The sequence below is a fragment of the Streptomyces physcomitrii genome, from assembly GCF_012273655.1.
GTDB lineage: Bacteria > Actinomycetota > Actinomycetes > Streptomycetales > Streptomycetaceae > Streptomyces > Streptomyces physcomitrii.
On sequence record NZ_JAAWWP010000009.1, the window covers coordinates 1 to 14,858 of the forward strand.

Consider the following 14,858-nt stretch of genomic DNA (forward strand, 5'->3'; position numbering starts at 1 on the left):
TGTTTCGGTGGTCATAGCGTGAGGGAAACGCCCGGTTACATTCCGAACCCGGAAGCTAAGCCTTACAGCGCCGATGGTACTGCAGGGGGGACCCTGTGGGAGAGTAGGACGCCGCCGAACTAAATGTCAGGGAGCGGGTTCTCGATCTTAGGATCGGGGACCCGCTCCTTTTTGTTTCCCGTCATCTGACGTTCATGTCGCGCGGTGACCATCGCCGGTATGGGGACACTTGCATTGCTGCGGGCCGCAGGTATCGGCGCTGGTGACGAGGTTGTCGTCCCGGCGTTCGGGACCCCGGAAGCGGCCAGGGTCGTGGTCCTTGCGGGGGCCGTGCCCGTCTTCGCCGACATCGATCCCATCACCTACTGCCTCGACCCGGCGGCGGTCGCCGAGGTCATCGGCCCGCGCACCGCCGGAGTGGTCGCCGTGGGCACCTTCGGCAGACCCGTGGAGAGCGTCCGGCTGCACGGTCTGGGCCGGCGGCACGGACTCCTCGTACTGGAACACCCGGAAGAAGGGGCCGCGGTGGCGGATGTGCCGCAGCGGCGGGTGCATGCGGCCTATCTGGACCGGCGGTTGAGCGGTGTGGTGACGCCGGAGTGCGTCGAGGGGCACAGCTACCGGCAGTACGTGGTGCGGGTGCCCGGTAACGGGCGGCCCGACCGGGATGCCTTCGCGCGGGCCATAAGGGCGCGCGGGGTGGCGTGCAGCGTGCCGGTGAAGACGCCGGTGCACCGCACCCCGGACTATCTGCGGCGAGCGGTGCTGCCGCGTACCGAGCGGGCGGCGGACGAGACGCTGGCGCTTCCGGTCGACGCGGCGATGAGCCGGCGGGACCTCCAACGGGTCGTCTCGGCCTGCAACGCCCTGGGCGGGCTGCTTGCTCCGGCCTGAGCCGTGTCTTCGTACTGAGTCGGACTGAGCCGAACCTACCGAGCACGAACCCACGGAGTCCGCACCTCCTGAGCCCGCACCTCCGGGCGGCGCACCGTGCTGCGCGCGGACCGTGCCGTGCGCGGTGCGAGCCCCGTGCGGAGGCGGTGCCGAGCACCCTTCCGTACGGGGTATGATCTACATCGTTGCCAAGCGGGATTCCGCGCAGGTGACAGGCCCCTATAGCTCAGTCGGTAGAGCGTCTCCATGGTAAGGAGAAGGTCAACGGTTCGATTCCGTTTGGGGGCTCCACCACAGCAGAGGACCCCGCCCAGTCGGGCGGGGTCCTCTGGCGTTTGAGGGGTGTGCGGGACGGGGGCGGACCAGACCCGCCCCCGCCTGCTCAGTCCGTGTGGAGGCCGGGGACACGCATGGCGAGGATGGCCATGTCGTCGGAGGGGGCGTCCGAGGCGAAGCGTTCGACGGCGCGCATCACCCGGGCGGCGACCGCGCCGGCGGTCAGGCCGGTGCAGGTGGTGAGGACCTCGGTGAGGCCGTCGTCGCCGAGCATGCGGGTGCCCTCGCGGCGCTCGGTGACGCCGTCGGTCACGCACAGCAGGACGTCGCCCGGGTCGAGGGTGACCGTCTGCTCGTACAGCTCCAGATCGTCCATGACGCCGAGCAGCGGCTGCGGTTCGGCCGCCGGTTCCACCGAGCCGTCCTGGCGCAGGCGCAGCGGCAGCGGATGGCCCGCGCAGACCACCTTCAGTACGGCGCTGCCGTCCTCCTGCGGCCACAACTCCCCGTAGAGCAGGGTGAGGAAGCGGCTGCGGGCGCCCTCGTCGAGGATGGCGGAGTTGAGGCGCTCCAGGACGGCCGGGCCGCCGAAGCCCTCGCGGGCCAGCAGGCGCAGGGCGTGCCGCGCGAGGCCGGTGACGGCGGCGGCCTCCGGTCCGGTGCCGCAGACGTCGCCGATCGCGAAGCCGTAGGCGCCGTCGCGGATGGGGAACAAGTCGTAGAAGTCGCCGCCGACTTCGTTGCCCTCGCCCGCCGCGCGGTAGATGACCTCGACCTCGACGTTCGGCACCTGCGGCAGCTCCGGCGGGAGGAGGCTGCGCTGCAGGGACTGGCTGATGGCGGTGCGCTCGGAGTAGAGGCGGGCGTTGTCCAGGGCGAGCGCGGCCCGCCGGGAGAGGTCCTCGGCGAGTTCGAGGATCTCCTGGCGGAAGTGCTCGTCGGTGGGCTTGCCGAGGGTGAGCATGCCGATCACGCGGTTGCGGGCGACCAGGGGCAGGACCACGGTCTCGCCGCCGACCGCGGAGGCGGTGGCGAGGGTGGTGCCGACGCCGGAGCCGAGCCGGGGGGTCTCGCCGAGGTCGAGGCTGCGCATCGAGGTCCGCAGGGCCGCCTCGTGCGCGGCGGTCGCGGGGGCGTTCCAGATCCGGGCGCCGGGGGTGGGCACCGGGTCGGGCGGCGCGATCCGGGAGAGCAGGGCCTTGAGTCCGTCGATGCGCTCCTCGTCCTCGTGCAGGACATAGGAGAGGTACGGGTCGGAGGCCTGGTCGGCGATGGTGTAGACGGCGCACCAGGTGGCGAGCGTCGGCACGGTCATCTGGGCCATCAGGGCGAGGGTCTGGTCCCGGTCGAGGGTGCCCGCGAGCAGGTCGGAGGCCTCGACGAGGAAGGAGAGGGAGCCGCGGCGCAGCCGCTCCAGCTCGCCGAGGCGGGCGGACTCGACGGCGAGCGCGATGCGGTCCGCGGCGAACTGCAGGCGAAGCGCCTCCTCGTTGGAGTAGCGCCCGGGGCCCTCGGCGGCGACGCCCAGGGAGCCGGTGAGGCGGCCCTCGACCTTGAGCGGGACGGTGACCACCGAGCGCATGCCGGTGCTGCCGAGCAGCGGCACCGCGCCGGGGACGACGGTGAGGTCCTCGTGGACGGCGGGCATCCGCGCCGAGCCGTAGCGGCCGGGGCCCGCCTCGACGGGGACGCGGGCGAAGCGCTGGCGGGCGGAGGGCAGTCCGGTGGAGGCGCGGACCTCCAGCTCGGTCTCGTCGTCGGTGGCGAGGAGCAGGAAGGCGGCGTCGCCGTCGAGCATGTCGCGGGCGCGTTCGACGGTGCGCTGGAGCAGCCCGTCGAGGTCGTCGGGGGCGGGGGAGCCGATGAACACCTCGAAGGGGTCGGCGGCGCCCGCCTCCTGGCTCCCGCCGGAGCCGCTGTCGGTGCCGTTGGCGCGCAGCGGGGTCTGCAGTACGGCGCGCTCGTGGTCGCGTACGAGGAGGCAGACCGTGGAGGGCTCGCCGTCGGCGTCACGGACACGCAGGTGGGAGGCGTAGACCGGGGTGACGCGGCCGTCGGAGCTGCGGATGCCGTAGCTGCCCTCCCAGCGGGAGAGCTGGAGGGCCTCGGCGATGCCGGTGCTGATGCCGGGGGTGTGCGGCCAGGCCGCGAGGTCGGTGAGCGGCTTGCCGGTGACCTGGTCGGCGGGGTAGCCGAAGAGGTCCTCGGCGTCGTCGTTCCAGGCGCTGATGCTGCCCGCGCGGTCGATCTGGACGACGCCGACGCGTACCCGGCCGTCCGCGAGGGGCAGCACGTCCGGGGGCAGGGTCGGCCCGGCGGAGCGGGTGCCCACGGAGCGGGCCGGCAGGTCGAGCTGGAACCAGACGCGCTTGTGGGTGGGGCTGTACTCCACTCCCCAGTTGCCGGCGAGGGCTGCGCAGAGCTGGAGGCCGCGGCCGCCCTCGCGGTCGGGGCTGCCCATGTTGACGGCCGACTGCTGGAGGGGGATCTCGCGTTCGGGGTAGCGGTCGGCGACCTCGATCCGTACGGCGTCCTCGCTGCGCAGGCACAGCACCTCGGCGGCGGTGCCCGCGTGGACGACGGCGTTGGTGACGAGTTCGCTGGTGAGAACGACGGCGTCGTCGATGATGTCGGTGAAGCCCCAGCCCTGCAGGGTGTCCCGGACGAAGGAGCGGGCGGTCGCGACGGAACGCCCGACGGGGTCGAAGGTCGCGGCCGCGCGGGCGGTGATCACAGAGCTCCTAGTACCGATGTCGTCATGCAGTGCCTGGCGGCCCGCCTCGTGCGCCCCGGGTTCAGGCGTGTGTTCCCCGGGCAGGTGCAGTCCGGTGGTCATGTGCGGCCGCGCCCTCCGATGCCCGTGTTCTTCCCCTGCCACCCCCGGCCGGGCGGACCGGGTGGGTGGACAGCCGTCGCCCAGGTTACTTACCTTCGCCATTCATGCGGATGCCGCCTGCAACACTTTCCGCCCGGAGGGTGTGCGGAGGGTGTGCGAAGCTGCCGAACTGTTATGGCCTGGTTCAGCCGGGGTGAAACACTGGGCAGGCTTGAAACAGAAGCCCGAACACGAGGTCAACCCCTGCGGGAGGGACACGGTGGAGTCTGGCGCAGCGACGCGTAGCACCGGCACGCGCGCACAAGGCGGACAAAACCCGGGTAAGCCGCGAAAGTCGCGCAACGGGACAACGGCTGTCGACGCTGCAGCCATGAAAAGACTGCTCGCCGCCCTGGTGGCGATGCGCGACGGGAACTTCCGCAAGCGCCTCACGGTCTCCGGCGACGGAGAAATGGCCGAGATCGCCGCCGTCTTCAACGAGGTGGCCGAGCGCAATATGCACCTCACCGGCGAGCTGACGCGGGTGCGCCGCATGGTCGGGCGTGAGGGAAAACTCACCGAGCGCCTGGAGAAGGGGGCGAGCGAGGGCTCCTGGGCGGTCGCCATCGACGCCTCCAACGCGCTGGTCGACGACCTCGTACGCCCGGTCTCCGAGGTGGGCCGGGTGCTGTCCGCGGTCGCCGAGGGCGATCTGGAGCAGCGGATGGAGCTGCGGGCGGAGTCCGACGAGGGGGCGGGGCATCCGCTGCGCGGCGAGTTCCTGAAGGTCGGGCGGACCGTCAACAACCTCGTCGACCAGCTGTCCACCTTCACCGACGAGGTGACCCGGGTGGCCAGCGAGGTCGGCACCGAGGGCAAGCTCGGCGGGCAGGCCCGGGTGCGCGGGATGTCGGGGTCCTGGAAGGACCTCACCGACTCCGTCAACACGATGGCGTACCGCCTCACCGCGCAGGTCCGCGACATCGCCCTGGTGACGACGGCGGTGGCCAAGGGTGACCTCTCCCGCAAGGTCACCGTGCACGTCGCGGGCGAGATGCTCGAACTCAAGAACACCGTCAACACGATGGTGGACCAGCTCTCCTCCTTCTCCTCCGAGGTGACCCGGGTGGCCCGGGAGGTGGGCACCGAGGGCGAGTTGGGCGGTCAGGCCCAGGTGTCCGAGGTCGCCGGCGTCTGGAAGGACCTCACCGACTCGGTGAACCTGATGGCGGGCAACCTCACCGCCCAGGTCCGCGGGATCGCCCAGGTCACCACGGCCGTCGCCAACGGCGACCTCTCGCAGAAGGTGACCGTCAGCGCGCGCGGCGAGGTCGCGCAGCTCGCCGAGACCATCAACCAGATGACCGAGACGCTGCGTACCTTCGCGGACGAGGTCACCCGGGTCGCCAACGAGGTCGGCGCCGAGGGGCGGCTCGGCGGCCAGGCCAATGTGCCGGGCGCCGCGGGCACCTGGAAGGACCTCACCGACTCGGTGAACACGGTCTTCCGGAACCTGACCACCCAGGTCCGCGACATCGCCCAGGTGACGACGGCGGTGGCCAGCGGCGACCTCTCCCAGGAGGTCACGGTCGACGTCTCCGGCGAGATGCTGGAGCTGAAGAACACCGTCAACACCATGGTCGGCCAGCTGTCCTCCTTCGGCGCCGAGGTCACCCGGGTCGCCCGCGAGGTCGGCGTCGAGGGCATCCTCGGCGGTCAGGCCGAGGTGCCGGGCGCGGCCGGTACCTGGAAGGACCTCACCGACTCGGTGAACACCGCCTTCCGCAACCTCACCGGGCAGGTCCGCAACATCGCCCAGGTGACCACGGCGGTGGCCAACGGCGACCTCTCGCAGAAGGTCACGGTCGACGTCTCCGGCGAGATGCTCCAGCTGAAGAACACCGTGAACACGATGGTGGACCAGCTCTCCAGCTTCGCCGACCAGGTCACGCGGATGGCCAGGGACGTGGGCACCGAGGGCCGCCTCGGCGGCCAGGCCCGGGTGGACGGGGTCAGCGGTACGTGGAAGGAGCTGACCGACTCCGTCAACTTCATGGGCCAGAACCTCACCTCCCAGGTCCGCCAGATCGCCCAGGTGACGACCGCGGTGGCCAGCGGCGACCTCTCGCAGAAGATCGACGTGGACGCCCGGGGCGAGATCCTGGAGCTGAAGAACACCATCAACACGATGGTCGACCAGCTGTCCGCCTTCGCTGACCAGGTGACCCGGGTGGCCCGTGAGGTGGGTACCGAGGGCCGCCTCGGCGGTCAGGCGCAGGTGCCCGGCGTCGCGGGTGTCTGGCGGGACCTGACCGACTCGGTGAACGGCATGGCCGGCAACCTCACCGCGCAGGTCCGCAACATCGCGCAGGTGGCCACGGCGGTGGCCCGCGGTGACCTCTCGCAGAAGATCGACGTGGACGCGCGCGGCGAGATCCTGGAGCTGAAGAACACCCTCAACACGATGGTCGACCAGCTCTCGAACTTCGCCGAGCAGGTCACCAGGGTGGCCCGCGAGGTGGGTACGGAGGGCCAGCTCGGCGGTCAGGCCGAGGTGCAGGGCGTGAGCGGTACCTGGAAGGACCTCACGCAGTCCGTGAACTTCATGGCCAACAACCTGACCATCCAGGTGCGCAACATCGCCGAGGTCACCACCGCGGTGGCCAGGGGCGACCTGTCGAAGAAGATCACCGTGGACGCGAAGGGCGAGATCCTCGAACTCGTCACCACCGTCAACACCATGGTCGACCAGCTCTCCAACTTCGCGGAGCAGGTGACCCGGGTGGCCCGTGAGGTGGGCACCGAGGGCAACCTCGGCGGCCAGGCCCGGGTGCCCGGGGTCACCGGCATCTGGAAGGACCTGAGCGACAACGTCAACCTGATGGCCAACAACCTCACCGGCCAGGTCCGCAACATCTCCCAGGTCGCCACGGCGGTGGCCAACGGCGACCTCACCAAGAAGGTCACCGTCGAGGCCAGCGGCGAGGTCGCCCAGCTCGCCGACACCGTCAACACCATGGTGAAGACGCTGAGTTCCTTCGCCGACCAGGTGACCCGGGTGGCCCGCGAGGTGGGCACCGACGGCATCCTCGGCGGCCAGGCCCGGGTGCCCGGGGTCTCCGGCACCTGGAAGGACCTCACCGAGTCGGTGAACGGCATGGCCGCGAACCTCACCGGCCAGGTCCGCAACATCGCCATGGTCACCACCGCCATCGCCAAGGGCGACCTGACGAAGAAGATCGACATCGATGCCCGGGGCGAGATCCTGGAGCTCAAGACCACCATCAACACCATGGTCGACCAGCTCTCCAGCTTCGCCGAGGAGGTCACCAGGGTGGCCCGCGAGGTGGGTACCGAGGGCCAGCTCGGCGGCCTCGCCCGGGTGCGCGACATCGACGGCACCTGGCGCGACCTGACCGAGTCGGTGAACGAGATGGCCGGGAACCTCACCCGGCAGGTGCGCGCCATCGCCGCGGTGGCCACCGCGGTGACCCGCGGCGATCTGAACCTCAAGATCGACGTGGACGCCGCCGGGGAGATCCAGGTCCTCCAGGACAACATCAACACCATGATCGCGAACCTGCGCGACACCACCCTGGCCAACAAGGAGCAGGACTGGCTCAAGGGCAACCTGGCCCGCATCTCCGGCCTCATGCAGGGCCGCCGCGACCTCGACGACGTCGCCTCGCTGATCATGAGCGAGCTGACCCCGGTGGTCTCCGCCCAGCACGGCGCCTTCTTCGTGGCGATGCCCACCGACGACGATCCGGGCGCCGTCCAGGAGAACGCGTACGAACTGCGGATGCTCGGCAGCTACGGCTACTCCATGGGCTCCATGCCGACCAGCTTCCGCCCCGGCGAGACGCTGATCGGCACGGCCGCCCTGGAGCGCCGCACGATCCTGGTGGAGAACGTGCCGCCGGGCTATCTGAAGATCGCCTCCGGGCTCGGGGAGGCGCCGCCCGCGCATGTCATCGTGCTGCCGGTGCTCTTCGAGGGGACCGTGCTCGGCGTGATCGAGCTGGCCTCCTTCCAGCCGTTCACGCAGATCCAGAAGGACTTCCTCAGCCAGATCGCGGAGATGATCGCGACCAGCGTCAACACCATCTCCGTCAACACCAAGACCGAGGTGCTGCTCAAGCAGTCCCAGGAGCTCACCGAGCAGCTCCAGGAGCGCTCGGCCGAGCTGGAGAACCGGCAGAAGGCGCTCCAGGACTCCAACGCGGAGCTGGAGGAGAAGGCGGAGCTGCTCGCCCAGCAGAACCGCGACATCGAGGTGAAGAACACCGAGATCGAAGAGGCCCGGCAGGTCCTGGAGGAGCGCGCCGAACAGCTCGCGGTCTCGATGCGCTACAAGTCCGAGTTCCTCGCCAACATGTCGCACGAGCTGCGCACCCCGCTCAACTCGCTGCTCATCCTGGCCAAGCTGCTCGCCGACAACGCTGACAGCAACCTCACCCCCAAGCAGGTCGAGTTCGCCGAGACGATCCACGGCGCGGGCTCCGACCTGCTCCAGCTGATCAACGACATCCTCGACCTGTCCAAGGTCGAGGCCGGCAAGATGGACGTCTCGCCGACCCGGATCGCCCTCGTCCAGCTCGTCGACTACGTGGAGGCCACCTTCCGGCCGCTGACCGCGGAGAAGGGCCTCGACTTCTCCGTACGGGTCTCCCCGGAGCTGCCCGCCACCCTGCACACCGACGAGCAGCGCCTGCTCCAGGTGCTGCGCAACCTGCTGTCCAACGCGGTGAAGTTCACCGACTCCGGCGCGGTGGAGCTGGTCATCCGCACCGCGAGCGCCGATGTGCCGGTGGCGATCCGGGAGCAGCTCCTGGAGGCCGGTTCGCTCGTCGACGCGGACGCCGATCTGATCGCCTTCTCGGTCACCGACACCGGTATCGGCATCGCGGCCAGCAAGATGCGGGTGATCTTCGAGGCCTTCAAGCAGGCGGACGGCACCACCAGCCGCAAGTACGGCGGTACCGGGCTCGGGCTGTCCATCAGCCGGGAGATCGCGCGGCTGCTCGGCGGCGAGATCCACGCGGCGAGCGAGGCGGGCCGCGGCTCCACCTTCACCCTCTATCTGCCGCTGCACCAGAGCGAGCTGCCCCCGCAGGGCTATCCGCAGCCGTCCCCGGGCACCGAGGGGCCGGAGCGCGGCGGTTCCCCGGAGGAGCGGCCGGAGGTCTCCACCCCGGCCGAGGTGAAGTCGTACCAGGAGACGCAGAACGGTCCCGCCGCGCTCTTCCGCAAGCGGCGCAGGGCGGCTCTGACGGAGAGTGAGCAGCCCCTGGCGCTGCCGCCCGCGCCGCCGGTCCAGGAGGAGGCGCCGCCGCAGCAGCTGGGCGCCGCGGAGGCACCGAAGCCGCGGGCCGGCGGCGCGCGGGGGATCCACTTCGCCGGCGAGAAGGTCCTCATCGTCGACGACGACATCCGCAATGTCTTCGCGCTGACCTCCGTCCTGGAGCAGCACGGGCTGACCGTGCTGTACGCGGAGAACGGCCGGGAGGGCATCGAGGTCCTGGAGCAGCACGACGACATCACCGTCGTGCTGATGGACATCATGATGCCGGAGATGGACGGCTATGCGACCACCACCGCGATCCGCAGGATGCCGCAGTTCGCGGGGCTGCCGATCGTGGCGCTGACCGCGAAGGCGATGAAGGGCGACCGGGAGAAGGCGATCGAGTCGGGCGCCTCCGACTACGTCACCAAGCCCGTCGACCCCGACCACCTCCTGTCGGTGATGGAGCGCTGGATGCACGAGAGGTGAGCCGCCGCGGGCCCGCGTGCCCGCGGCGGGCCGGGCCCCGCGGCCCCAGATGGTGCCCGGGGCAGCGCGCGGGGTGACCTAGGCCCTAGGGTGAGAGCGACAGGCCGGAGGGACGTACCCCCTGCGCGGGAACTTTCCCTTCGCCTGCCCCGTTTCCGGGATGTGCACAGTGACATCGCGGTGACAGGGTGTGGCGACGGGCAGGGTACGGCTACCATGACCGGCACAAGGGCGGGCGGCGCAAGGGAGTCGCCGCCTGGGGCGGCGCCCGGCTCAAGGCCGGGTCGAGGAGGGCGGGCCATGGTGCAGAAGGCCAAGATCCTCCTGGTCGATGACCGGCCGGAGAATCTGCTGGCGCTGGAGGCGATCCTCTCGGCGCTGGATCAGACGCTGGTACGGGCATCCTCCGGGGAGGAGGCGCTCAAGGCGTTGCTCACGGACGACTTCGCGGTCATTCTGCTGGACGTCCAGATGCCGGGCATGGACGGATTCGAGACCGCGGCGCACATCAAGCGCCGGGAGCGGACCCGGGACATCCCGATCATCTTCCTCACCGCGATCAACCACGGCCCGCACCACACCTTCCGTGGGTACGCGGCCGGGGCGGTGGACTACATCTCCAAGCCCTTCGACCCGTGGGTGCTCCGGGCGAAGGTCTCCGTCTTCGTCGAGCTGTACATGAAGAACTGCCAACTGCGGGAGCAGGCGGCGCTGCTGAGGCTGCAGATCGAGGGCGACGGCAAGGCGGAGGTCGCCAAGGAGCCCGCCGGGCTGCTCGCCGAACTCTCCGCGCGGCTCGCCGCGGTCGAGGAGCAGGCGGAGGCGCTCTCCAAGCAGCTCGACGAGGAGTCCGCGGACACCGCGGCCGTCGCCACCGCGGCACACCTGGAGCGCAAACTCACCGGTCTGCGCAGGGCACTTGACGCCCTGGAGCCGGGAGCGGGCTCGGACGCGCCGCCGCTGCCCTCGCAGAACTGACCGCGGGGCCACTCGGCGGGGTGGCGGAACTGCCGGTGCGGGACGGGCCCGTTGAGGAAGCGTCAGTTCCGCGTGTCGCCGAGTACGACACGAACGGGTGAACCAGCGGGCGCACGTGTCCGAGGCCTCCGGCACCGGTAACCTCACCACCATGGCCTCACGTACGTCCGGCAAGGGTTCCCAGGGCACGGCGGGCACCGGCCGTACCGCGGGTGCCGCCAAGAAGGCGCCCGCGAAGAAGGCACCCGCGAAGAGGGCGGCGGCGAAACCCGCCGCCAAGAAGGCTGCCGCGAAGCGGCCACCGGCCAAGAAGGCGGCGCTCAAGAAGCCGCCGCCCAAGCCGGCGCCCAGTCCGACCAGCGGAGTGCTCCGCCTGGTGCGCGCCGTCTGGCTCGGTACGGCCCACACCGTCGGCGCGGGCTTCCGCGGCGTGGGCCGGGGGGCCCGGGGCCTCGACCCCGCCCACCGCAAGGACGGCAGCGCGCTGCTGCTGCTCGGGCTCGCGCTGATCGTGGCCGCCGGCACCTGGTCCAACCTCAAGGGCCCGGTCGGCGACCTCGTCGAGATGCTGGTCACCGGCGCCTTCGGCCGGCTCGACCTGCTGGTGCCGATACTCCTCGTCATCGTCGCGATCCGCCTGATGCGGCACCCCGAGCGGCCCGAGGCCAACGGCCGGATCGTCATCGGCCTGTCCGCGCTCGTCGTCGGCGTCCTCGGCCAGGTCCACATCGCCTGCGGCTCGCCCCGGCGGGACGAGGGCACCCAGGCCATCCAGGACGCGGGCGGCCTGATCGGCTGGGGAGCCGCCGCGCCCCTGCTCTTCACGGTCGGCGAGATGCTCGCGGTGGCCCTGCTGCTCCTGCTCACCGTCTTCGGCGTCCTCGTCGTCACCGCCACCCCCGTCAACGCGATCCCGCGGCGGCTGCGCGTGCTCGGCGTCAAGCTGGGCATCCTGGAGGGCCGCGAGGGCGAGAACGGCCCGCACGGCTCCGGCTACGACTACGACGCCGATCCCGAGGACGAGGACGCCTACGACGAGAGCTGGCGCGAGGAGGCCAGGCGCCCCCGCCGCGGCAGCCGCGCCCCGCAGCAGGCCGGTGACCCCGAGCAGGCCGAGCAGGACGCGCTCGCCAAGCGGCGCAAGCCCCGCCGCTCCTCCGTACAGCCCGCCATGGACGGTTCCATGGACCCGGTCGACGTCGCCGCCGCGGCGGCCGCCGCCCTGGACGGGGCGGTGCTGCACGGCATGCCGCCCTCGCCGGTGGTCGCCGGACTCACCCAGGGCGTCACCGTCGAACGCGACCCCGAGCCCTCGCCCTCCGTGCCGCCCGCCCGCGCCGACGAGGCGCCGCCCGCGGGCAGGCCCGGCGCGGTGGCGGGCAGGCAGGGCGCGCTGCCGGTGCAGGACCTGACCAAGGCCGCGCCCGAGCAGCCCCGGGAACTGCCGCCGCGCGCCGAGCAGTTGCAGCTCTCCGGCGACATCACCTACGCGCTGCCCTCGCTCGACCTGCTGACCCGGGGCGGCCCCGGCAAGGCCCGCAGCGCCGCCAACGACGCCATAGTGGCCTCGCTCAGCAATGTCTTCAGCGAGTTCAAGGTCGACGCGGCCGTCACCGGCTTCACCCGCGGCCCGACGGTCACCCGCTACGAGGTCGAGCTCGGCCCCGCGGTGAAGGTCGAGCGGATCACCGCGCTCACCAAGAACATCGCCTACGCCGTCGCCAGCCCCGACGTCCGCATCATCAGCCCCATCCCGGGCAAGTCCGCCGTCGGCATCGAGATCCCCAACACCGACCGCGAGATGGTCAACGTCGGCGACGTGCTGCGCCTCGCGGACGCGGCGGAGGACGACCACCCGATGCTCGTCGCGCTCGGCAAGGACGTCGAGGGCGGCTATGTGATGGCCAATATGGCGAAGATGCCGCACATCCTCGTCGCCGGCGCCACCGGCTCCGGAAAGTCCTCCTGCATCAACTGCCTGATCACCTCGATCATGGTGCGGGCCACCCCCGAGGACGTCCGGATGGTCCTCGTCGACCCCAAGCGCGTCGAACTCACCGCCTACGAGGGCATCCCGCACCTGATCACACCGATCATCACCAACCCCAAGCGGGCCGCCGAGGCCCTCCAGTGGGTCGTGCGCGAGATGGACCTGCGCTACGACGACCTCGCCGCCTACGGCTACCGGCACATCGACGACTTCAACGCGGCCGTGCGCAGCGGCAAGGTCAAGCCGCCCGAGGGCAGCGAGCGCGAGCTGCAGCCCTATCCGTACCTCCTGGTCATCGTCGACGAGCTGGCCGACCTGATGATGGTGGCGCCGCGCGACGTGGAGGACGCGATCGTGCGGATCACCCAGCTCGCGCGCGCGGCCGGCATCCACCTGGTGCTCGCCACCCAGCGGCCCTCGGTGGACGTGGTCACCGGCCTGATCAAGGCGAACGTGCCCTCCCGGCTCGCCTTCGCCACCTCCTCGCTCGCCGACAGCCGGGTCATCCTCGACCAGCCGGGCGCCGAGAAGCTCATCGGCAAGGGCGACGGGCTCTTCCTGCCGATGGGCGCGAACAAGCCCACCCGGATGCAGGGCGCCTTCGTCACCGAGGAGGAGATCGCCCAGGTCGTCCAGCACTGCAAGGACCAGATGACGCCCGACTTCCGGGACGACGTCACGGTGGGCACCAAGCAGAAGAAGGAGATCGACGAGGACATCGGCGACGACCTGGACCTGCTGTGCCAGGCGGCCGAACTCGTCGTCTCCACCCAGTTCGGCTCGACCTCGATGCTCCAGCGCAAGCTGCGCGTAGGCTTCGCCAAGGCCGGGCGGCTCATGGACTTGATGGAATCGCGCAATATCGTCGGACCGAGTGAAGGTTCGAAGGCTCGTGACGTTCTTGTGAAGCCTGACGATCTCGACGGTGTGCTCTCCGTGATCCGGGGGGAGGCTCAACCCTGAGGATCCGGTGCACTCGCACGGACGGACGGCGCTCGGACCGCCGATCGAGTCCTTTCCGTAAGCGATGAGTGGGCAACCGTTTCCCTTCGGCGTACGTCAAGTTGAGGGAGGGGACAGAATGGTGTCCCACCATGGGAGACAGCGGCCATTCAGATGGCGTAAGAAGTCCCGACGCCCGGTTGCCCCACTCTTTCGCACCCCCCCTAGACTGAACCTCCAGCAGGTGGCTACACGCTCGAAAGGCGCCCCCGTGTCCATCGGCAACTCCCCCGAAGAAGACAGCCAGTCGGACATCCCGTCGGTACCCGACGGCCCGTCGGTCGGTGAGTCGCTCAGGCAGGCCCGCATCGAAGCCGGTCTCAGCGTCGAAGAAATCAGCGCGGCCACCAGGGTCCGCGCGCCGATCGTCCAGGGCATCGAACAGGACGACTACTCCCGCTGCGGCGGCGATGTGTACGCCCGCGGGCACATCCGCACGCTCGCCCGCGCCGCGCACCTCGACCCCGACCCCCTCATCGAGCGGTACGACGCCGAGCACGGCGGCCGTCCCGCCCCGACCCCGGCCACCCCGCTGTTCGAGGCGGAACGTATCCGCCGTGCGGAGCCCCGCCGCCCCAACTGGACCGCCGCCATGGTCGCCGCGATCGTCGTGGTGATCGGCTTCGTCGGCTTCACCCTGGTGAACGGCGACGACAAGGGCTCCGGGAACCACGAGGCGGCCGAAGGCTCCACCCCGCAGACCAGCAAGCCGGGTACCAAGCCCGGCCACTCCAAGGACACCGAAGCCAAGCCCGACCCCTCGGAGAGCGCCATCGCGGCGGCTCCCCGCGACAAGGTCACCGTCCTGGTGGACGCGGCCGAGGGCCGCAGCTGGATCTCCGCCAAGGACCACAACGGCCGCATCCTCTTCGACGGACTCCTCGAAAAGGGCCAGAAGAAGACCTTCCAGGACAAGCAGAAGATCGACCTGATCCTCGGCGACGCCGGTGCCATACAGCTCATGGTGAACGGCAAGCAGATCGAGGACGAGTTCCGTCCCGGGCAGGTCGAGCGGCTCTCGTACACCAAGGGCGACCCCGAGGCCGGATGAGTCCGGGGCGGGGGCGCGATGATCTTGCGGCGGCGATCGTGGCAGGGGCTGTCGGCCGGACGTGGATGTCCGCGTAGGC

At 70.6% G+C, this 14,858-nt stretch carries 6 protein-coding genes, 1 tRNA gene and 1 rRNA gene; 7 read left to right on the forward strand and 1 reads right to left on the reverse strand.

Annotated elements, in window-relative coordinates:
* Positions 1-3 precede the first annotated feature (3 nt).
* The 3 genes from rrf (at position 4) to HFV08_RS16000 (ending at position 1,185) form a co-directional block, all read left to right on the forward strand.
* Positions 4-120, forward strand: a 5S ribosomal RNA gene (gene rrf, locus HFV08_RS15990).
* 99 nt (positions 121-219) lie between these two features.
* Entirely contained in the window at positions 220-894 is a 675-nt protein-coding gene (locus HFV08_RS15995; protein WP_168540059.1) for a DegT/DnrJ/EryC1/StrS family aminotransferase, read from the forward strand.
* Between the two features lie 215 nt (positions 895-1,109).
* Positions 1,110-1,185: transfer RNA gene (locus HFV08_RS16000), tRNA-Thr, on the forward strand.
* Positions 1,186-1,276: 91 nt separating this feature from the next.
* Here HFV08_RS16000 and HFV08_RS16005 read toward each other — a convergent pair.
* Positions 1,277-4,006 (reverse strand): SpoIIE family protein phosphatase, encoded by a 2,730-nt coding sequence (locus HFV08_RS16005; protein ID WP_168540060.1) that lies wholly within the window; start codon positions 4,004-4,006, stop codon positions 1,277-1,279.
* Positions 4,007-4,265: 259 nt separating this feature from the next.
* Here HFV08_RS16005 and HFV08_RS16010 point away from each other — a divergent pair, with 259 nt between their 5' ends.
* From HFV08_RS16010 to HFV08_RS16025, 4 genes are all read left to right on the forward strand, one after another.
* The gene (locus HFV08_RS16010) at positions 4,266-9,758 is read left to right on the forward strand and encodes a HAMP domain-containing protein (RefSeq protein WP_312885658.1); all 5,493 of its coding nucleotides are present in this window, start codon (positions 4,266-4,268) and stop codon (positions 9,756-9,758) included.
* Between the two features lie 300 nt (positions 9,759-10,058).
* Positions 10,059-10,736, forward strand: coding sequence for a response regulator (locus HFV08_RS16015; RefSeq protein WP_040247583.1), 678 nt, complete (start codon positions 10,059-10,061; stop codon positions 10,734-10,736).
* Between the two features lie 151 nt (positions 10,737-10,887).
* Entirely contained in the window at positions 10,888-13,689 is a 2,802-nt protein-coding gene (locus tag HFV08_RS16020) for a DNA translocase FtsK (protein ID WP_210430389.1), read from the forward strand.
* Between the two features lie 250 nt (positions 13,690-13,939).
* Positions 13,940-14,779: a helix-turn-helix domain-containing protein gene (locus HFV08_RS16025; RefSeq protein ID WP_376770641.1), complete on the forward strand. Its 840-nt coding sequence runs from the start codon at positions 13,940-13,942 to the stop codon at positions 14,777-14,779.
* Positions 14,780-14,858: the final 79 nt, after the last annotated feature.